This window comes from Sphingomonas sp. 3-13AW (assembly GCF_049311085.1).
GTDB lineage: Bacteria > Pseudomonadota > Alphaproteobacteria > Sphingomonadales > Sphingomonadaceae > Sphingomonas.
This window is the reverse complement of the sequence record NZ_JASNVZ010000003.1, coordinates 17,824-35,529: the sequence shown is the minus strand read 5'-3', so window position 1 is coordinate 35,529 and position 17,706 is coordinate 17,824. Positions and strand designations below refer to the sequence as shown.

The following is a 17,706-nucleotide window of genomic DNA, read 5'->3' as shown; positions in this document are numbered from 1 at the left end:
TATCCGCCGACGCGGGGGAGCGCAAGCCTCTTCGACCCCGGTTTCCCGCTTTTTTCTCGATCGGGCCGCCCGAAAACGGCGGGCGTTCCTATTTCCGCCCGCTGCCGCTGTCGTCCGCAAGCGCGCCGGCGCTCACGGTCATGTTTCGTTTCTTGCCCCAGGTGTTGATCCGCGAATCGGCAGGGCCGCTGAGGATGCGTTCCACCACCTGGGATGGGGGAGGGAGCCGGTCCTGAGCCGGGAAGTAGGTGTCGGCGTTGAGGTCCCGGAGCGCCACCGACCAACGGGGGGGCGAGGGCTCGGCCCCACCAAGTAGACCCGTTGCGGTGTCGGGGCCGACGAAGATGCCACGGCCGGCATCGGACAGGGCGATGAGATAGCTGTCAACCGCGGCATCGGGGCGATAGACGCCGCCTGCCTTCAGAACCGTCGTATCGCGGCACCAGGTAACCGGGGGCTGGTCCGTCTTCTGCCTTTTGTCCGCGGGCACATTTGCCGCGGCTGCGCCCAAGATCGCCGTGAGCAATGCGGCGGCGCCGTTCGCCGGGGCGGGCTTCGACTCGCCGGATAGCGCCAGCGGCGTCGGGCAGTCCCCCACGGGGCTGACGGCAGGGGCCGCGGCGACCCCGCGAGGCCAGTCCAGTTCTGCCAACGCCTTGCGCATTGCGGTAGCGAGGCTCGCGCCCTCCAGGGTCTTCGACGAGTAGCGCAGCTTCACCAGCCACTCGCCGAATGGGAGGATCGCGACGCCCGTGCTGCGATACGGTGGCTTGTTGAGCGTGTAGGTGGCGATCAGCCCGCTTGCCGCCTGCTGGCCGGGCGGCACAAAGCTCGGGGCGCCCACTGCAAGCATGGGCGTGCCGTACACATCCGGGCGATTCTCGATCGCCCATTGAGAGCGGTCGAACCAGACAGGAATCGCGCCGGTTACGCTCCGATAGACGTAGAGGGTTAGGAACTCGGCACCATCGGCCGTTTCATAGCGGGCGAAGACGTCGAGCAGGTCCGGATCGATGCTCTGGACCTGCAGGCGCGGGGCGCCCGCAAGCGTGGCGGGGAAGCTGAGTTTGCTGAGTTTGTGCTTGTACGGCTTGCCGGCCGAAACCTTCAGTTCGTGCGCCCGCTGGGCAGCGGCCGGGCTCGAAAGCGATACGGCTGCGGCAATCGCCAGCGTGCCTGCAATAGGGCGCTTCATATCCTCTTCCCCTTATCTCCGGTGAGGCTGACACCGGCCGGGGTAGGGAACAAGCGCAAAGAATCGGGGCGGCGCGTCGGCCGCCCCGGCTTTAAGGCTCAGGCCAGTTCAGCCTTGAGCGCGTCGACGAGGTCAGTCTTTTCCCAGGTGAAGAAATCACCCTCTGCCTTGCGGCCGAAGTGGCCATAGGCGGCGGTCGGCAGGTAAATCGCCTTGTTCATGCCCAGGTGGGTGCGGATGCCCTTGGGCGTCAGGCGCACGAGCTTGGGCAGCACGGCCTCGATCTTCGACTCCTCGACGGTGCCGGTGCCGTGCGTGTCGACATAGAGCGACAGCGGCTCGGCAACGCCGATCGCGTAGCTCAGCTGGATCGTGCAGCGCTTGGCGAGCCCGGCCGCCACGATGTTCTTGGCGAGGTAGCGGCTGATATAGGCGGCCGAACGGTCCACCTTGGTGGGGTCCTTGCCCGAGAAGGCACCGCCACCGTGCGGCGAGGCGCCACCATAGGTGTCGACGATGATCTTGCGGCCGGTCAGGCCCGCGTCGCCGTCCGGTCCGCCGATTTCGAACAGGCCGGTCGGGTTGACGTAGATCTGCGACTGGTTGGCCGGGAGCCAGCCCTGCGGCAGCACTTCCTCGAACACCGTCATCACATAGTCGCGCAGCCGCTTCTGGCCGGCGTCGTTGGACAATGCCTTGCTGTGCTGGGTCGACACGACGAGCGCGGTCGCGCCGGTGGGGCGGCCGTTCTCGTAGCGAAGCGTGACCTGGCTCTTGGCGTCCGGCTCGAGGAAATCGACCACGTCGGCGTGGCGGTCCTGCGCCATTTTTTCGAGGATGCGGTGCGAGTAATAGAGCGTCGCCGGCATCAGATCGGGCGTCTCGTCGCAGGCGAAGCCGAACATGATGCCCTGGTCACCGGCGCCTTCGTCCTTGTTGCCGCTCTCGTCGACGCCCTGCGCGATGTGCGCGGACTGACCGTGGAGATGGCAGGCGAACTCGGCGGTCTGCCAGTGGAAGCCGTGCTGTTCGTAGCCGATCTTCTTCACCGTATCGCGTGCGACCTTCTCGATTTCGTCGAGGGTCGGGAACACGTCCTGATCGCAGCGTACTTCGCCGGCCAGCACGATGCGCTGGGTAGTGACCATCGTCTCGCAGGCGACGCGGGCGACGGGATCGCGCGACAGGAACAGGTCGACGACGGCATCGGAAATCTGGTCGGCGACCTTGTCGGGATGACCCTCGGAAACCGATTCGGAGGTGAAGAGATAGTTGGAACGCATGGATTTCCCTTTTCTACGGGAAAGCGCGGCCGTTGCCATGCCGGGATATAAAGCTTTCCTTATATCCTTCCTAGCGGGTGCGACGGCGGATAGCAACGGCCGCACCTGCCAGGAAAAGCGCCACAATCGCGGCGATTAGGTTGCCGAACCGCGCGAACAGCGTCGGCGGGTAGGCGAGCGGCAGGGGGAGTTCGATCGCGCCTGCCTGTCCGTGGGGCACGGTGGCGAGCAACCGCCCATCGGCAGCGATGATCGCGGAAATACCGGTCGGGGTGGACCGCAGGATCGGCAAACCCTCCTCGATCGCGCGCATCCGGGCCTGTGCGAGGTGCTGCGGCGGTCCCCAGGCTCCGAACCAGGCATCGTTGGACGGATTGAACAGCAGGCGCGGGCGATTCGCGCGATCGACCACCTGGCCTGAGAAGATGATCTCATAGCAAACCTGCATGCCGACTGCGCCGAATCCGGGCACGGTGACGGACTGCGGGCCGGGGCCGGGCGCGAAGTCGATGTCCCCCATCACCAGCCGCGACAGACCGAGCGGCTGGAGGAGGGTGCGCATGGGCAGGTACTCGCCATAGGGCACCAGGTGCGCCTTGTCGTACCGGCCGCCGAGACGCCCGTCCGGCAAAACCGCGAACACCGAGTTGCCGGCGCCTTCGACCTGGCCGCCGCGATCGAAGAACAGCGCGGTGCCACCGACCAGCGCCGCGTCGCGCGGGCCAAGCCGGGCTGCGATCATCGCGCGGACCTGCGCCGGATTGGCGTCGTACCATTGGCGCGGATAACCGTCCTCGACGTAATAGTTGAGCGTTCCCTCGGGCCAGACCACGAGCCGGGGTGCGTCGCCGGGACTGCCGCTCAGCCGCAGCAGCCGGTCGAACACGGCAGCGGCGTAGCCATCCGTCGCGACATGTTCCTGGCCGATGTTGGGCTGGACGACGCGAACCCTGGGCGCCCCCGGCGGCGACACCGGATCGGGCGCGCGCAGCATCGGCCAGCCGATCGCAAGGGCGAGTCCCGCCACCGCGATGCCGGCCGGCAAAGGCCAGCGCCGGTGGAGGGCCAGCAACAGCGCGCCTGCCGCAACCACCGTGAGCCCCGACAGCGCGTAGGTGCCGATCCAGGATGCCAGATGGGCAATGCCCGGCACCGGCAGCCAGATGACGCCGATCGGGTTCCAGGCATAGCCGGTGAACATCACCGCCCGCAGCCATTCCGTAGCGATCCAGGCAGCGCCCGCGATGAGCACGAAGCCCGCGTCCGGCCGCTCTCCGCTGCGGCCCAGCCGCCACGCGAGCCCCCCGGCGAGCATCGGGTAGATGGCGAGATAGAGCGCCAGGCCGACGACCGCGAAATAGCCCAGCACCGGCGGCATCCGGTCCTGATAGTCGAAAGCGTGCTGGATCCAGTTGTTGCCGATCGTGAAATGGGCGACGCCGAACAGCCAGGAACGCCATAGCGCCGCCTTCAGGGTCGGTGCAGCGTACACGCACTGCAGCCACACCGCGAAGGCGGCGAGGGTCAGCGGCCACCATTGGAGCGGCGCAAAGCCTAGCGCGGACACCGCGCCGGCGACAAGGACGAGCAAGACAGGAGGGAAACGCACGGGGGCGATATCGTGCGGTTTGGCGGCGCGGGCAAGCAGTTCGCGCGTGTACGGCCGGTCGCGATCCGCTAGGCTGGCCACATGGCCGAGCTTCGTCCCTTTCACCTCGCCTTTCCGGTTCACGACCTGGCAGCGGCGCGTGCCTTCTACCGCGATGTGCTGGGCTGTGGCGAGGGGAGGAGCAGCGACCACTGGATCGACTTCGACCTGGGCGGCCATCAGATCGTCGCGCATCTGGACCCCGACGCGCGCCCGCCGGCAAGCAGCAATGCGGTCGATGGCCATCAGGTGCCGGTGCCGCACTTTGGCGTAGTGTTGCGCATGGCCGACTGGAAAGCGCTCGCTGCCCGCGTGGAGGCGGCGGGAGTCCCCTTCGGCATCGCGCCGCACATCCGTTTTCCGGGCCAGCCGGGAGAGCAGGCGACCATGTTCTTTCGTGACCCGTCCGGCAACGCTTTGGAGTTCAAGGCGTTCGCCGATGATTCGATGCTCTTTGCAACCTGAAGGACCTATGCGTGGCTGATCCCGTTACCGTCGACATTCCTCACAAGCTCGGCCTCGAGGGCGCGCGCGCTCGGATCGAGAATGGCGTGGGTAAGCTCGCCGGCATGTTCCCCGGCGGCACCGTGGTCGAGCAGCACTGGGAAGGCGACTCCCTGTCGTTCACCGTCCAGGCGATGGGCCAGAAGGTGGCAAGCCGGCTGGAGCTGTTCGAGGATCGCGTCCATGCAGAGCTCGATCTGCCGCCGTTCCTGCGTATGTTCGCCGACAAGATCCGGGGCAAGCTGCAAAAGGATGGCCCCGCGCTGTTGAAGTGACCGTACCGTATTGGGGGGGCGATCCTGCCCGTCCGTTTTCGTATTGTTAGGAGGGCGCACATGAAAGCACCGCTGTTCGTTCTGATGGCAGCATCGGCCCTGGCGGCATGTGCCGACGATTCACCGGAAAAGAACCAGGTCGCGCTCCCCGTGGGCACGCAGATTGCAGACAATGGTGTGGTGCAGGCTCCGCCCAGCGGCAGCGCCCCGACGATTCCGGCTGCGACCGGGCGGGGCACCGCCTTCGGCCTCACCACGGAGCAGCTGGAGGACGCGGACCTTTATGGGGCCGGCAACGTCAAGATCGCGGAGATCGAGCGCGTCACCACCGACGCGCAAGGCAACGTGAACGGTGTGGTTGTCGAGATCGACGCCGAGCCTGAGGATCGTGAGGTGCTGTTGCCGCTAACAGGTCTGGAGCCGGTCGCGATCGCCGGCGTGTGGCATCTGCGTGGGAACGAGCTCACCCGCGAACGGCTGCTGGCCTTGCCAGAGGTCAAGCGCACCGGCCGATAGGAAGGGGCGGCTGACACCGCCCGGGCGGGGAGAGGGCGCCTGCCGCCCCTCTCCCGCGGCTGGATCAGCGGGCAGGTGCCTCGCTCACCCGCCAGATCACGTTGCCGACGTCGTCCGCGACGAGCAGGCCCCCGTTGCGATCGGTGATGACGCCCACCGGCCTGCCCTGTGCCTGACCATCCTTGTTGAGGAAGCCGGTCAGCACGTCGACGGGCTTCGCGCCCTTCACCGGGAAGCCATTGTCGCCGAAGGGGACGTACACGACCTTGTAGCCCGATGGCGGCACGCGGTTCCACGAACCGTGCAGGCCGATGAAGGCACCGTTGGAGAAGCGCGGTCCAAGCTTTGCGTCGCCGGCAAAGGCAAGGCCGAGCGGGGCGGTATGGGCGCCGATCGCATAGTCGGGCCGGGCGGTATATTCGCGCAGGTCCGGCCGCTGCGGCTCGACGCGGTCGTCGACATAGCCGCCCCAGTAATGCCAGGGCCAGCCGTAGAAGCCGCCGAATTCCACCTTGGTGAGGTAATCGGGCGGCATGTCCGAGCCGATCATGTCGCGCTCGTTCACGACGGTCCACAGCGCGCCGGTGCGCGGTTCGAACGCCATGCCGTTGGCGTTGCGAAGGCCGCTGGCGTAGATGCGGAACTTCTTCACGAGCGGATCGACCTCTAGGATCGTGGCCCGGTTCTTTTCGACGTCGAGGCCGTTTTCGGCGATGTTCGAGGCAGATCCCACCGAGACGAACAGCGTCGGGCTGTCCGGGTTCACGACGACATTGCGCGTCCAGTGGTTTCCGCCGGCCGGCAGGTCCACGACCTTCTCGGGTGCTGCCGTGATCCGGGTCTGGCCGACGCGGAACGGGAAACGCACCAGCGCGTCGGTATTCGCGACATAGAGCCAGTCGCCTGTCACGGCCATGCCGAAGGGCGAGTTGAGGCCTTCGAGCAGGGTCGATCGCTGCTCGGCCACCCCGTCACCATTTGCGTCGCGCAGCAGCGTGATCCGATTCGCGGAGGGCACGCCTGCTCCCGCGCGGCCCATGAAGTGCCGCATGAACCAGCCCTTGATCCCGCCGCCCTCGCGGGGAGGCGAATTGCTTTCGGCGACCAGCACGTCGCCATTGGGCAGGCGATAGAGCCAGCGCGGGTGATCGAGCCCGCGCGCGAACGGCTGGACCTGCAGGCCCTCCGCCGGCGTCGGCATGGCGTTGCCGCTCCAGCCCACGGGCTTGGCGATCTTCACGGTCGGAACGGTCTGCTTGCGCGCGCGGCTCAACTGCGGCTGGGCGCCGGTGACGGCGTTTTCAGGCAGCCGGGCCTTGTCCGGCCGCATCAGCCACCATGCGAGGGCGATCAGCAGGACAAGGGCAATGGCCGCTAGGCGGATCAGGTGTTTGCGCATGACACTGGATTAGGGTGCCGCCGCAATCTCGCAAACGGAAAAAAGGGGGCGCCGCCGACGGCCGGGGATGCGTCGGCGGCGCGGGTCACGCTGTCGCGCCGGTTGCCGGCGGCAGCGTCACCCTCGGGCGGCGGGGATCGGGGGGACCGCCGCCCGGGAGCTCGCAATTATTTCGCAGTAGCCTCGGCCGCATCGGCCAGCGCCATCCGGTCCATGTCCTTCTGCGTCTCACGGTCCTCTTCGGACTTGCTCATCGTCGCGAGCCGTTCGCGCACGCGTTCCGCCAGGTTCGCGTCGACGGCCTCGAAGTGCGCCATCTGGCGGTCGATGATGAACTGCGGGATGCCGTGCATCGCCTCGGCAATGTTGCTGGCCGTCCGGTCCTTCTGACCTTCATCGAACAGGTTCCACAGGTCGCGCGGCTGGCGGAAATCGTCATTGCCCTCGCTATGGTCCCAGTGCCAGGCGACGCCCTCGACCTTCAGCGGCGGCTCCTTGTAGCGCGGGTCCTCTACCGGCCCGCCAAAGGAGTTCGGCTCGTAATAGGCGTCCGGATAATCCTGGTTCTTGTCCTCCATGAAGCGGAGCAGGCCGTCCTTGTTGTAGGTGTGGACGGGGGCCTTGGGCCGGTTGACCGGAAGCGCCTCGTAATGGGTGCCGAGCCGGTGCCGATGCGCATCCGCATAGGAAAAGATTCGCGCCTGCAGCATCTTGTCCGGCGAGAAGCTGATCCCACGCACGACGTTCGACGGGCTGAACGCCGCCTGTTCGATCTGTGCGAAATAGTTTTCCGGATTGCGGTTCAGCTCGATCTCGCCGACCTCGATCAGCGGATAGTCGCTGTGCGGCCATACCTTGGTAAGGTCGAACGGGTTGTACCAGTGCTTGTGGACATCATCCTCAGGCATGATCTGGACGAACATCTTCCACTTCGGGAACTCGCCGCGATGGATCGTGCCGTAGAGTTCCTCCTGGAAGCTCTCCCGGCTCTTGGCGATGACTTCGCTGGCTTCCTTGTTCGTGTAGAACTTGTGGCCCTGCTGGGTCTTGAAGTGGAACTTCACCCAATAGCGCTCGCCCGCGTCGTTCCAGAAGGAATAGGTGTGGCTGCCATAGCCGTTCATGTACTGCGGGCCCTGCGGCAGGCCACGGTCGGACATGAGGATCAGCAGCTGGTGCATGGACTGGGGCTCAAGGCTCCAGAAGTCCCACATGGCGGTCGGCGACCGCATGTTGGTGCGCGGATGGCGCTTCTGCGTGCGGATGAAGTCGGGGAACTTGCGCGGATCGCGTACGAAGAACACCGGCGTGTTGTTACCGACGAGGTCCCAATTGCCCTCCTCGGTATAGAATTTGAAGCTGAAGCCGCGCACGTCACGCTCGGCATCGGCCGCACCCTGCTCGCCGGCCACGGTGGAGAAGCGAAGCAGCATGTCGGTCTGCTTGCCGATTTCCGAGAACACCTTGGCGTTGGTGTATTTGGTGATGTCACCCGTGATGGTGAGCGTCCCGAAGGCGCCCCAGCCCTTGGCGTGCACGACCCGCTCGGGGATGCGCTCGCGGTTCTGGTGCGAAAGCTTCTCGATCAGCTGATAATCTTGGAGCAGCAGCGGGCCGAAGCGGCCCACCGTCAGAGAATGCTGGTTGTCCCCAACCGGCGCACCGGCGGAGGTGGTAAGCGTCGGGCGCTTCTTTTCGGCATCGGCCATGGCACGTCTCCTGATCCTGTGGGCACGTTGGTGCCGCAGTGGATCGAATGACTCAAACGCATAGAAGTGCCCAAGGTGATCGAAATTACCGATGTAGCTGGGATTTTCACGCGCGCCGCGCCATGGCCGCGGAAGGCGTTATTCCTCCGCGAGCTCCTGCTCGACGGGCGGGTGCAGGCGCAGCCGGGTGACGCGGCGATCGTCGCCATCGACGATTTCCAGCACCCAGCCGCTCGGATGTTCGAGCCGCTCGCCGGGCTTGGGAACATGGCCGGCAAGAACGAAGGCGAGGCCGCCGAGGGTTTCGACATCCTCTTCCACTTCGCCCAGGCGCGGGTCGATCAGCTTGGCTGCGTCCTCCAGCTCGGCGCGCGCATCGGCATCCCAGCCGCCGCCCTCGATCGGGACCAGCAGCGCCGCCGGGGTCTCGTCGTGCTCGTCTTCGATTTCGCCGACGATCTCCTCGATCAGGTCCTCGATCGTGATCAGCCCGTCGGTCCCGGAATATTCGTCCAGCACCACCGCCAGATGGGTCCGGCTCGAGCGCATCTGCGCGAGCAGGTCGAGCGTGCCCATGGACTGGGGCACATAGAGCGGCTGGCGCATCAGGTCGGTGATGCTCTCCGGCGGCGCATCCTCGCGCGCCAGGATCGCGAACACGTCCTTGATGTGGATCATGCCGATGACGTGGTCGAGCCGTTCGCGATAGACGGGCAGGCGGCTATGGCCGGCCTCGGCGAAGATCCGCACCAGCTCCGCGAAGCTCGTGGATTCCTCCACCGCGGTGATGTCCGCGCGGGGCACCCCCATGTCGCCGGCGTCGCGCTCGCCGAAGTGGAGAATGTTGCGGACCATCTGCCGCTCGATCGGGGAAAGGTCGCCGGCTACGGGCCGGGCCTCCTCCTCCTCATGCTCGGTAATGACTTCTTCGATCCGCCCGCGCAGCGTCTCGTTGTGTTCCTCGCCAAACAGCAGGGCGCGGATGCCCCGCCATATGCCGCCCTCACCGGCGGCCTGGCTACTGTCGCCCCCCGGGGCGGCGCTACTGGAACCTTCTGCCATCGAAGTCTCGTCAATCCTCGCGAACGTGATAGGGGTCGTGCAGGCCGAGCTGGCGGAGCGAGAGGCGTTCGATCTCCTCCATTGCCTCCGCCTCGGCGTCGTCCTGATGGTCATAGCCTAGCAGGTGCAGGCAGCCGTGGACAATCAGATGGGTCGCATGATCGACGACCGGAATCCCGCGCTCGGCGGCTTCCGCTTCGCACACGCCATGCGCGAGCACGATGTCGCCCAGCAGCACCTCGCCGTCGTCGGAGTTCTGCGTCACCGTGTCCAGCAGGTCGGGCTGCACCATGGGGAAGGACAGCACATTGGTGGGCTTGTCCTTGCCGCGATACTGCCGGTTGAGGCCATGCACTTCCTCATCCGAGGTGAGCCGGATCGCCACTTCGATCACGGCTGGGTCGCTCGACCAGTCGGCATAGGGCGTGCGCGCGAACGCCGCGTCGGCCGCACGGGCGGCGAGCGCCTCCCAGTCGATGTCCGCGGGCCACTCGCCCTCGCGTTGCACGGCTATATCAAGCATCGGTCGTCTTCTTGCTGACGGGAGGGGGGACGGGTAGCCGCCCGGCGCGCGCGGTCAAGCGTCCACCCCTTCATAGGCCTCGACGATCCGCCCCACGATCGGGTGGCGGACCACGTCGGCAGCGCCGAAGCGGGCAAAGGCGATGCCCTCGACCCCTTCCAGGCGCATGGTCGCATCGGCAAGGCCACTGGCACCCACGCCGCCGGGAAGGTCGGTCTGGTTGGGGTCGCCGCACACCACCATCCGGCTGTTCTGGCCGAATCGGGTGAGGAACATCTTCATCTGCGCGGGTGTGGTATTCTGCGCCTCGTCCAGGATCACGAAGGCGTCGGCGAGCGTGCGCCCGCGCATGAAGGCAATGGGCGCGATCTCGATCTCGCCACTCGCGATCCGCCGCTCGACCTGCTCGGCCGGCAGGCAATCGTGGAGCGCGTCGTAGAGCGGACGGAGATAGGGATCGACCTTCTCCTTCATGTCGCCCGGGAGGAAGCCCAGCTTCTCGCCCGCCTCGACCGCGGGGCGGGAGAGGATGAGCCGCTGGACGCTGCCGGTGATGAGCTGCGCCACCGCCTGTGCCACGGCGATATAGGTCTTGCCGGTTCCTGCCGGGCCCAGTGCGAAGATGATGTCGTGCGCGATGAGCTGGCGCATGTACGATGCCTGCGCGGCGGTGCGCGGCACGATCGTCTTCTTGCGGGTCCGGATCATGATCGATGCGCCCGGACCGCCGCCATCGGCACGGACGATGCCGTCCAGCGTCGGCTGGTCCGCCATCGCGATGACCGCATCGATCAGGCCCGGATCGATTTCCTCGCCACGCAGGATGCGGTGGTGCAGTTCCTGCAGCACCTCGCGCGCATGGGCGACGGCTTCGGCCGAACCCTCGATCCCGACGCGATCACCGCGCGCCGTGATATAGACGCCCAGGCGCTCCTCCAACGCGAGCAGGTTGCTGTCGAACTCGCCGAACAGGCGGGGCAGCATCTGCGGCTTGTCGAAGCTGACCTCGACGCGGCTGCGATCCCCGGAACGGGCGGGAGCAGGCTTGCGACTCATGCGATCCTTTCGTGCGGAAATCGGCCGGGAATATCACCTGGGGCCATCGTGCAGGCGTCGACCGGCACGAACGAGCGCAGCCGGGAATTGGTTGCGCGCAAGCGGAGCGGGCGGGGGCGACCGGACTGCATCTCGCGCGAATGTGGCAGAGCCGGACGACGCGCGACAGGGGAAATATGGCCCCGGATCGGCCAAACGCCAGACCGCCGGCTTTTTCCTGTCGCGGCGCCCGCGATGCGGGTTTCAGGCGGCCTCGGACACGCGTTCCACGCCCGAAAGTGATACCGGCCCGGCGGCAACCAGGTCGACCTCCACCAGATCGCCCATGCGCGCGTCGGTGATCAGGTGGACCGACTGCAGCCAGGGCGACTTGCCCAGCATCTGCCCAGGCAGCTTGCCGCGCCGTTCGATCAGCACGCTGGTGCGGCGGCCGACAGCGGCGGCGTTGAACGCCTGTTGATCACGCAGCAGTGCTGCCTGAAGCTGCTGAAGCCGCGCATCCATCACCTCGGCGGGCACGGCACCGGCATAGTCCGCCGCCGGCGTGCCGGGACGCGGGCTGTATTTGAAGCTGAACGCCTGCGAATAGCCGACCGCGTCGACCAGCCGCAGCGTGTCTGAAAACTCCTCGTCGGTCTCACCCGGGAAGCCGACGATGAAGTCGCCCGACAGCGCGATGTCCGGCCGCACCGCGCGAACCCGGTCCAGCAGGCGCAGATAGCTGTCGCGCGTGTGGCTGCGGTTCATCGCCTTCAGCACCCGGTCGCTGCCCGACTGCACCGGCAGGTGGAGATAGGGCATCAGCTTCTCGATATCGCCGTGCGCGTCGATCAGCCCCTGGGTCATGTCGTTGGGATGGCTGGTGGTGTAGCGGATCCGCGCCAGGCCGGGCAGGCGGTCAAGCGCGCGGATCAGGCCGTCGAGCCCCTGCGTACGCCCTGCCTCGTCCACGCCGGTCCAGGCGTTGACGTTCTGGCCCAGCAGGGTGATCTCCCGAGCGCCAGCGTCCACCAGCGCGCGCGCCTCGTCGAGCAACGGACCCCAGGGGCGGCTGACTTCGGCGCCGCGGGTGTAGGGCACAACGCAGTAGGTGCAGAATTTGTCGCAGCCTTCCTGCACGGTGAGGAACGCGGTCGGTCCCGAGCGGCGGCGCGGCGCCAGCGCACCGAATTTGGAAGCCGGCGGCATGTCGGTGTCGATTGCCAGACGTCCCCCGGCGGCTTCCGCGATGAGTGCAGGCAAGTTGTGATAGGCCTGCGGTCCCACGACGACATCGACCTTCGCACGGCGCGCGATCTCGGCGCCTTCCGCCTGGGCGACGCAGCCGGCAACCGCCACCATCGGGCGCGATCCATCCTCGCGGCGCAAGCGGCCGATCTCCGAATAGACCTTCTCGGTGGCGCGCTCGCGGATGTGGCAGGTGTTGAGGACGACGAGGTCGGCCGAACCCGCGTCGCTCGCCGCCGTCATGCCCTGCGCGGCCATCAGTTCGGCCATGCGTTCGCCGTCATAGGCGTTCATCTGGCAGCCGAAGGATTTGACGTGGAAGCTTTTTGGAGGCGTGCTCATGGGGGCGGGCCTATACGCCGCTTTGGCCTGCGCTGCCAGCTTGGGCAGCCTCCATCCGCCGCCGCGTCTCGGCAGCGACGCCCTTGCGGCCGAGCCCGGCGGGATCGAACGGCTCCAGAAAGCGGATCGTCAGCGGGATAGTGCCGGCGCGCGACACCAGGCGGATGGCGTTGCTCGCCCCCGATTCCCCGCCGATCCACCCGATCTCAGGGGTGGCGCTGCCATAGTCGAGCAGCACCGGCTGGATCATCAGGCCCGGCGGTGGCGGGTCCGCGACGGCGAGGAGCGACGCCTTGAACGGCAGCAGCGCCGTGCCGTCGCCCGTGGTGCCTTCCGGAAAAATGGTGACGGGGCGTCCGCCAAGGGCGCTGCGCAGTGCCTCGACCTGGGCGGCGACGCCGAGCCGGTCCCCGCGCTCCACGAACAGCGTGTCGTTGAGGCCGCACAGCCACCCGACCAGTGGCGCCGTGCGGAGTTCGCCCTTTGCCACAAAGGTGCTGCCGGAAGCGCCCGCGATGGCGAGGATGTCGAGCCAGCTCTGGTGATTGGCAAGCAGCAGGACGTTCTGCTTCAATGGCTGGCCGACGACGCGGATGCGGGCTCCGGCGAGCCACGCCACTGCGCCGAGGAATCGCGGCGGCCACGGGGAGGGGCGGCGAAACAGCCGCCAGATCCCGTGCAGCGCCAGGGCCCCCAGGAGGCAGGCGAGGATCGCCGTCAGCCGTCCGGCGAGACGAAAATACCCCGACACGCCGGGCGCCAGATCAGCCCTTGCGTTCGAGGCTGACGCCATAGAGCTCCATGCGGTGATCGACGAGGCGGAAGCCCAGCCGTTCGGCGATCTGCTTCTGCAGGAGCTCGAGTTCGGGATCGACGAATTCGATGACCTTGCCGGTCTCGACGTCGATCAGGTGATCGTGATGGGATTCGGGCGAAGGCTCGTACCGGGCGCGTCCGTCGCCGAAATCATGGCGGTCGAGGATGCCGGCCTCTTCGAACAACCGGACGGTGCGATAGACGGTCGCGATCGAGATGCCGGGATCGATTGCGGAAGCCCGCTCATAGACTTTTTCGACGTCCGGATGGTCTTCTGCCTCCGACAGCACGCGCGCGATCACGCGGCGCTGCTCGGTGATGCGCAGCCCCTTTTCCTGGCACAGCGCCTCGAGGTCGATCCTGCGCGGCATTCCTTCTCCGTGTTCTTTAGTGCAGCCGGTTATCTAGCGGATGGCGCCCACTTCGGGAAGCGGGCTTGGCCGCCCGGTCGCCCGTCGGGGGCGGCCGGACGGCACGACGCCGTTGCCGGTGCCGCGATCAGCGCTTGCGGTTGGTCCCGAGGCCGATGGCCTTGGCCAGAGTGCGGCGCTGCTCCGCGTAATTGGGCGCGACCATGGGATAGTCGAGCGGCAGGCCCCACTTGGCCCGGTACTGGTCCGGGGTCATCTGATAGTGGGTCATCAGGTGACGCTTGAGCATCTTGAGTTTTTTGCCGTCTTCAAGGCAGACGATGTAGTCCGGCTTGACGGATGCTCGGATCGGCACCGCCGGCTCCTGCTTCACCTCGGGTTCGGCGTTCGCGCCGCCGAGGGTGATGAGCGCGCCGTGGACGTTCTGGATCAGCGATGGCAGGTCGGCGAGCGACACGCTGTTGTTGCTGACATGGGCTGCGACGATATCGGCTGTGTACGCGATCAGCGTATCGTCGGGAGGCCGCTGTTGGAGTTCCATCTTTCTTCGTACCCTTTCAACTAGAACGGCAACACACCGCCGTTCGTGACTTTGCCTATCGGCTCACTGTGACAGAATCGCAACACTGAGTCCGCAAAATTTTTGCGACGAATTGTTGCGGAGCTTTTCAGGGGATGGCGCGCGCATAGCTGTGCGCATCAAAGGCCTCTCCCGCCCGACCTCGGTAGTACCGGGGTCGCTCGCCTACTTTGGCGAAACTTTCGCGCTTGTAGAGCTCTACGGCGCCATTGCCCGCGCGGACCTCAAGATGCAAGTGGGAGAGGGATCTCCGGCGCGCCTCGTCGATGACGGAGCGCAGCAGCATTCCGCCGATGCCCCGGCCCTGTGCCGCCGGCCGGGTGGCGATCAGCAGCAACTCGCCCTCGTCGACGACCGAGCGCGAAAGCGCGAATCCCAGCACTTCGCCGTCGCATTCGGCGAGGGTCAGCCACACTCCCGGCAGCGACAGCATCCCGAGGCACTGGGCCGGGGTCCACGCTTCGCCATAACGCGGGTCGAACGCCTCCCGCATCACGGCCGAGACGGAGTCGAGGTCGGCGGTCGAGCCGCTGCGCAGCACGATGGGTCCGGCGGCGGAGCTCACGTCTGCGGCGGCTTGGCGTCGGGCGCCCGGCCGTAGATCGGCCGGGGCGGCAGCGTCGCGAGGGCTGGCGGCAGCAGCCGGGCATCGCGCGCGTCCGGAAGCGCCTCGACCGCTGCGACCGCGCCAAGGGCGAGCAGGCGGTGAACGCCGTTGCCCACCGCGCCGCGGTCGCCAAGCCGGGCAAGGGCGGCATCGGGGCGCAAGGAGGCAAAGGGCGCCAGTTCCGCCAGCGGCTGCGCAGAGAACTCCTGCATGAACACTTCGCCGTGCCCGCCTTCGAGGACGACGGCCAGGGTCTCGAGTGACGGCGAGCCGGCGAAGGCGCCTGCCGCGACCAGGGCAAGGGAGGAATAGCCCTGCACCTCGGCCCCCCAGCCGATCGCCAGGCCGCGGGCGGCGGCAAGGCCGACCCGGACGCCGGTGAAGCTGCCGGGGCCGCAATCCACAAGGATCCGATCTGCGCGACCGCCGTCCGTCAGCTCTGCGATCATCGGCACCAGCCGCTCGGCGTGGCCGCGACCTACGACGACGTGCCGCGAATCGAGGATGGCGTCACCCTCCAGCAGCGCGACCGAGCATGCGGCGGTCGCGGTTTCGATGACCAGCGTGCGCAAGGCGGTCAGGCGATCGTGTTGAACCGGTCGAACGCCGGCCGCGGCAGCCGCTCGTGCAGCCGGGACGGATCGCCGTGCCCCAGCACCGCGATGAAGTTCGAGCGTACCGACGGCGTTTCGCTGAAGAACGCCTTGTCGACGGCACCATTGTCGAAGCCCGACATCGGACCGACATCGAGCCCGACCGCGCGGGCGGCGACGATCAGATAGGCGCCCTGCAGCGTCGAGTTGCGCATGGCCGACACCTGCCGCAGCTCGGCGTTGCCGACGAACCAGGACTTCGCGTCCGTGTGCGGGAAGAGTTCCGGCAGATACTCGTGGAACTCGGTATCCATGCCGACGATCACGGCGACCGGCGCCTGACGGACCTTGTCCGCATTGCTGTCGCTGCAGCAGACGGCGAGCTTCTCGCGCGCTTCCGGGGACAGGCACCAGACGAAGCGGGCAGGGAGCTGGTTGGCGGAAGTGGGCCCCATCTTCAGCAGGTCCCAGATCGCTTCCAGCTCCGCCTGGGTGACGGGCTGGTCGGTGAAGTGGGTGTGGCTGCGGGCGGTGCGAAAGATCGTGTCGAGTGCGCTATCGTCCAGCATCGTCATCAGACCGCTCGTACCTCGGTGACTTCGGGAACATAATATTTGAGCAGCTGCTCGATGCCGTTCTTGAGCGTGGCGCTCGAGGACGGGCAGCCCGAGCAGGCACCCTGCATCTGCAGGTAGACCTTGCCCTTGTCGAAGCCGCGATAGACGATGTCGCCGCCGTCATTGGCGACGGCCGGGCGGACGCGGGTCTCGATCAGCTCCCGGATCTGCGCGACGATGTCCGCGTCCTCCGGATTGTCGACGATGCCGCTTTCGGCCGGCGGCACGGAGAAGCCGGCGCTGCCCTGGCGGAACAGCGGCATCGCCGCCGAGAAATGGTCGAGCAGGATCGCGATCACGTCCGGCTTCAGGCTTGCCCATTCGACGCCGGGCGCTGCGGTGACCGACACGAAATCGCGTCCGAAGAATACGCCCGTCACGTCACCAAGCGCGAAGATCGCTTCGGCGAGTGGCGAGACCTCCGCTTCTTCCGGGGCCGCGAAGTCGCGGGTCCCGGTTTCCATCACGACCCGACCCGGAAGGAACTTCAGGGTTGCAGGGTTGGGCGTCAGTTCGGTCTCGATCAACATGACTGCCATTTGGCGTGCCGGGCGGGCAGGATCAAGCCGAGGCGGGAAACGATCCGTTCGGCCCGGCCGCCGGGTCCGCCTGCGCGCTGGGGTGCAAGGCCAGCAGGTTGCGCCGCGCCTCCTGCACGAAAGCGGACCGGCGGACGAGGTCGAGCATCAGGTCGGCGAGCCAGCGCCCCGGCTGGCGAAGCGGGCGCTTGAACTGGAGCAGCAGGACCACGCGGGTACTGCCGGTGTCGTTCCACACTTCGTGCTCATAGGTGTCGTCGAACACCAGCGTCTCGCCCTCGGCCCAGCGCAGCATGCGGTTGTCGACACGCATCCGCACGTCCCCGTCGCGCGGAACCACCAGGCCCAGGTGGCAGGTGATCAGGCCCTTGGTGACCCCGCGGTGCGCCGGGATGTGGGTACCGGGCGCCAGGATCGAGAACATCGCACTGCTCAGCCCCGGGACGTCCTGGAGCGCCCTGGCCGTGGCCGGGCAGCGATCGAGGTTGGCGTGGATGTCATAGCCATAGCCGCACAGGATGAACGATCGCCATTGGTCGACCGCAGCAATGGTGCAGGGATCGGGTGAGATTTCCGCTACCGAGGGCGCCGCGCCTTCCGGAAGCGCGACCCGCACCGCTTCCTCCCGGATCGCCTCCCAATGTCCGCGTAGCTCGCGCGTCCAGGGAAAGGCGCGGACATCCAGGACCGGCGCGGTCGACACCAGCGAAGAGGCGCGGATCAGCCCGTCGAAGACGTGACGCAGCCGCTTGCCGGCGCGAACCACCAGCGAATGCTGTGCTTCTGCCCTTGAAGCGCCGGCGCGTGTCTCGTTCGCCGTCGGTCGTGTTGCGACGTTCATTAC

At 67.0% G+C, this 17,706-nt stretch carries 20 protein-coding genes; 3 read left to right on the top strand and 17 right to left on the bottom strand.

Annotated features, from left to right (window positions below):
* Positions 1-88: 88 nt before the first annotated feature.
* The 3 genes from QP045_RS05215 to lnt all read right to left on the bottom strand — a co-directional run bounded on the left by QP045_RS05215 (position 89) and on the right by lnt (position 4,087).
* The gene (locus QP045_RS05215; RefSeq protein ID WP_422513909.1) at positions 89-1,195 is read right to left on the bottom strand and encodes a hypothetical protein; all 1,107 of its coding nucleotides are present in this window, start codon (positions 1,193-1,195) and stop codon (positions 89-91) included.
* A 98-nt stretch (positions 1,196-1,293) separates the two neighbouring features.
* Complete coding sequence (gene metK, locus QP045_RS05210) at positions 1,294-2,478, bottom strand: methionine adenosyltransferase (RefSeq protein ID WP_422513908.1); 1,185 nt, start codon at positions 2,476-2,478, stop codon at positions 1,294-1,296.
* A gap of 70 nt (positions 2,479-2,548) precedes the next feature.
* Complete coding sequence (lnt, locus tag QP045_RS05205; protein WP_422513907.1) at positions 2,549-4,087, bottom strand: apolipoprotein N-acyltransferase; 1,539 nt, start codon at positions 4,085-4,087, stop codon at positions 2,549-2,551.
* An 81-nt stretch (positions 4,088-4,168) separates the two neighbouring features.
* On the opposite strand from lnt, the gene QP045_RS05200 reads away from it, so the two are divergent.
* Genes QP045_RS05200 through QP045_RS05190 form a run of 3 tightly spaced genes read left to right on the top strand, consistent with a single transcriptional unit; the run spans position 4,169 to position 5,421 of the window.
* Positions 4,169-4,591 (top strand): VOC family protein, encoded by a 423-nt coding sequence (locus QP045_RS05200; RefSeq protein WP_422513906.1) that lies wholly within the window; start codon positions 4,169-4,171, stop codon positions 4,589-4,591.
* An 11-nt stretch (positions 4,592-4,602) separates the two neighbouring features.
* Complete coding sequence (locus QP045_RS05195) at positions 4,603-4,905, top strand: polyhydroxyalkanoic acid system family protein (protein WP_422513905.1); 303 nt, start codon at positions 4,603-4,605, stop codon at positions 4,903-4,905.
* 60 nt (positions 4,906-4,965) lie between these two features.
* Positions 4,966-5,421, top strand: a complete 456-nt coding sequence (locus QP045_RS05190) for a hypothetical protein (RefSeq protein ID WP_422513904.1) — start codon at positions 4,966-4,968, stop codon at positions 5,419-5,421.
* A gap of 64 nt (positions 5,422-5,485) precedes the next feature.
* On the opposite strand, the gene QP045_RS05185 is transcribed toward QP045_RS05190, so the two are convergent.
* From QP045_RS05185 to QP045_RS05120, 14 genes are all read right to left on the bottom strand, one after another.
* Complete coding sequence (locus QP045_RS05185) at positions 5,486-6,820, bottom strand: PQQ-dependent sugar dehydrogenase (protein ID WP_422513903.1); 1,335 nt, start codon at positions 6,818-6,820, stop codon at positions 5,486-5,488.
* A 167-nt stretch (positions 6,821-6,987) separates the two neighbouring features.
* Positions 6,988-8,529 carry a catalase gene (locus tag QP045_RS05180; protein WP_422513902.1) on the bottom strand — a complete coding sequence of 514 codons (1,542 nt, stop codon included), beginning with the start codon at positions 8,527-8,529 and terminating at the stop codon, positions 6,988-6,990.
* A 138-nt stretch (positions 8,530-8,667) separates the two neighbouring features.
* On the bottom strand, positions 8,668-9,591 hold the full coding sequence (locus QP045_RS05175; protein ID WP_422513901.1) for a hemolysin family protein: 924 nt from the start codon (positions 9,589-9,591) through the stop codon (positions 8,668-8,670).
* Positions 9,592-9,601: 10 nt separating this feature from the next.
* Complete coding sequence (ybeY, locus tag QP045_RS05170; RefSeq protein ID WP_422513900.1) at positions 9,602-10,114, bottom strand: rRNA maturation RNase YbeY; 513 nt, start codon at positions 10,112-10,114, stop codon at positions 9,602-9,604.
* Between the two features lie 54 nt (positions 10,115-10,168).
* Positions 10,169-11,170 carry a PhoH family protein gene (locus QP045_RS05165; protein WP_422513899.1) on the bottom strand — a complete coding sequence of 334 codons (1,002 nt, stop codon included), beginning with the start codon at positions 11,168-11,170 and terminating at the stop codon, positions 10,169-10,171.
* A 243-nt stretch (positions 11,171-11,413) separates the two neighbouring features.
* Positions 11,414-12,739 carry a tRNA (N6-isopentenyl adenosine(37)-C2)-methylthiotransferase MiaB gene (gene miaB, locus QP045_RS05160; protein WP_422513898.1) on the bottom strand — a complete coding sequence of 442 codons (1,326 nt, stop codon included), beginning with the start codon at positions 12,737-12,739 and terminating at the stop codon, positions 11,414-11,416.
* Positions 12,740-12,749: 10 nt separating this feature from the next.
* Positions 12,750-13,490, bottom strand: coding sequence for a lysophospholipid acyltransferase family protein (locus QP045_RS05155; protein ID WP_422513897.1), 741 nt, complete (start codon positions 13,488-13,490; stop codon positions 12,750-12,752).
* A gap of 13 nt (positions 13,491-13,503) precedes the next feature.
* Positions 13,504-13,926 carry a Fur family transcriptional regulator gene (locus QP045_RS05150; RefSeq protein ID WP_129343272.1) on the bottom strand — a complete coding sequence of 141 codons (423 nt, stop codon included), beginning with the start codon at positions 13,924-13,926 and terminating at the stop codon, positions 13,504-13,506.
* 127 nt (positions 13,927-14,053) lie between these two features.
* Positions 14,054-14,467, bottom strand: coding sequence for a MucR family transcriptional regulator (locus tag QP045_RS05145; protein ID WP_422513896.1), 414 nt, complete (start codon positions 14,465-14,467; stop codon positions 14,054-14,056).
* Between the two features lie 127 nt (positions 14,468-14,594).
* Positions 14,595-15,071: a ribosomal protein S18-alanine N-acetyltransferase gene (gene rimI / locus QP045_RS05140; protein WP_422513895.1), complete on the bottom strand. Its 477-nt coding sequence runs from the start codon at positions 15,069-15,071 to the stop codon at positions 14,595-14,597.
* On the bottom strand, positions 15,068-15,685 hold the full coding sequence (gene tsaB, locus QP045_RS05135) for a tRNA (adenosine(37)-N6)-threonylcarbamoyltransferase complex dimerization subunit type 1 TsaB (protein WP_422513894.1): 618 nt from the start codon (positions 15,683-15,685) through the stop codon (positions 15,068-15,070). The genes rimI and tsaB overlap by 4 nt, the downstream gene beginning before the upstream one ends.
* 5 nt (positions 15,686-15,690) lie before the next feature.
* Positions 15,691-16,281 carry a malonic semialdehyde reductase gene (locus QP045_RS05130; protein WP_422513893.1) on the bottom strand — a complete coding sequence of 197 codons (591 nt, stop codon included), beginning with the start codon at positions 16,279-16,281 and terminating at the stop codon, positions 15,691-15,693.
* Positions 16,281-16,853: a NifU family protein gene (locus tag QP045_RS05125; RefSeq protein WP_422513892.1), complete on the bottom strand. Its 573-nt coding sequence runs from the start codon at positions 16,851-16,853 to the stop codon at positions 16,281-16,283. The genes QP045_RS05130 and QP045_RS05125 overlap by 1 nt, the downstream gene beginning before the upstream one ends.
* A 31-nt stretch (positions 16,854-16,884) precedes the next feature.
* Positions 16,885-17,703 carry an aspartyl/asparaginyl beta-hydroxylase domain-containing protein gene (locus QP045_RS05120; RefSeq protein WP_422513891.1) on the bottom strand — a complete coding sequence of 273 codons (819 nt, stop codon included), beginning with the start codon at positions 17,701-17,703 and terminating at the stop codon, positions 16,885-16,887.
* Positions 17,704-17,706 lie beyond the last annotated feature (3 nt).

Coding starts and splice junctions, on each gene's coding strand:
- ybeY (WP_422513900.1), bottom strand. CDS start 10,114: ATGCTTGATATAGCCGTGCAACGCGAGGGCGAGTGGCCCGCGGACATC.
- QP045_RS05190 (WP_422513904.1), top strand. CDS start 4,966: ATGAAAGCACCGCTGTTCGTTCTGATGGCAGCATCGGCCCTGGCGGCA.
- QP045_RS05200 (WP_422513906.1), top strand. CDS start 4,169: ATGGCCGAGCTTCGTCCCTTTCACCTCGCCTTTCCGGTTCACGACCTG.
- QP045_RS05165 (WP_422513899.1), bottom strand. CDS start 11,170: ATGAGTCGCAAGCCTGCTCCCGCCCGTTCCGGGGATCGCAGCCGCGTC.
- QP045_RS05150 (WP_129343272.1), bottom strand. CDS start 13,926: ATGCCGCGCAGGATCGACCTCGAGGCGCTGTGCCAGGAAAAGGGGCTG.
- QP045_RS05185 (WP_422513903.1), bottom strand. CDS start 6,820: ATGCGCAAACACCTGATCCGCCTAGCGGCCATTGCCCTTGTCCTGCTG.
- QP045_RS05215 (WP_422513909.1), bottom strand. CDS start 1,195: ATGAAGCGCCCTATTGCAGGCACGCTGGCGATTGCCGCAGCCGTATCG.
- QP045_RS05120 (WP_422513891.1), bottom strand. CDS start 17,703: ATGAACGTCGCAACACGACCGACGGCGAACGAGACACGCGCCGGCGCT.
- QP045_RS05175 (WP_422513901.1), bottom strand. CDS start 9,591: ATGGCAGAAGGTTCCAGTAGCGCCGCCCCGGGGGGCGACAGTAGCCAG.
- QP045_RS05130 (WP_422513893.1), bottom strand. CDS start 16,281: ATGACGATGCTGGACGATAGCGCACTCGACACGATCTTTCGCACCGCC.
- QP045_RS05145 (WP_422513896.1), bottom strand. CDS start 14,467: ATGGAACTCCAACAGCGGCCTCCCGACGATACGCTGATCGCGTACACA.
- QP045_RS05125 (WP_422513892.1), bottom strand. CDS start 16,853: ATGTTGATCGAGACCGAACTGACGCCCAACCCTGCAACCCTGAAGTTC.
- miaB (WP_422513898.1), bottom strand. CDS start 12,739: ATGAGCACGCCTCCAAAAAGCTTCCACGTCAAATCCTTCGGCTGCCAG.
- QP045_RS05180 (WP_422513902.1), bottom strand. CDS start 8,529: ATGGCCGATGCCGAAAAGAAGCGCCCGACGCTTACCACCTCCGCCGGT.
- metK (WP_422513908.1), bottom strand. CDS start 2,478: ATGCGTTCCAACTATCTCTTCACCTCCGAATCGGTTTCCGAGGGTCAT.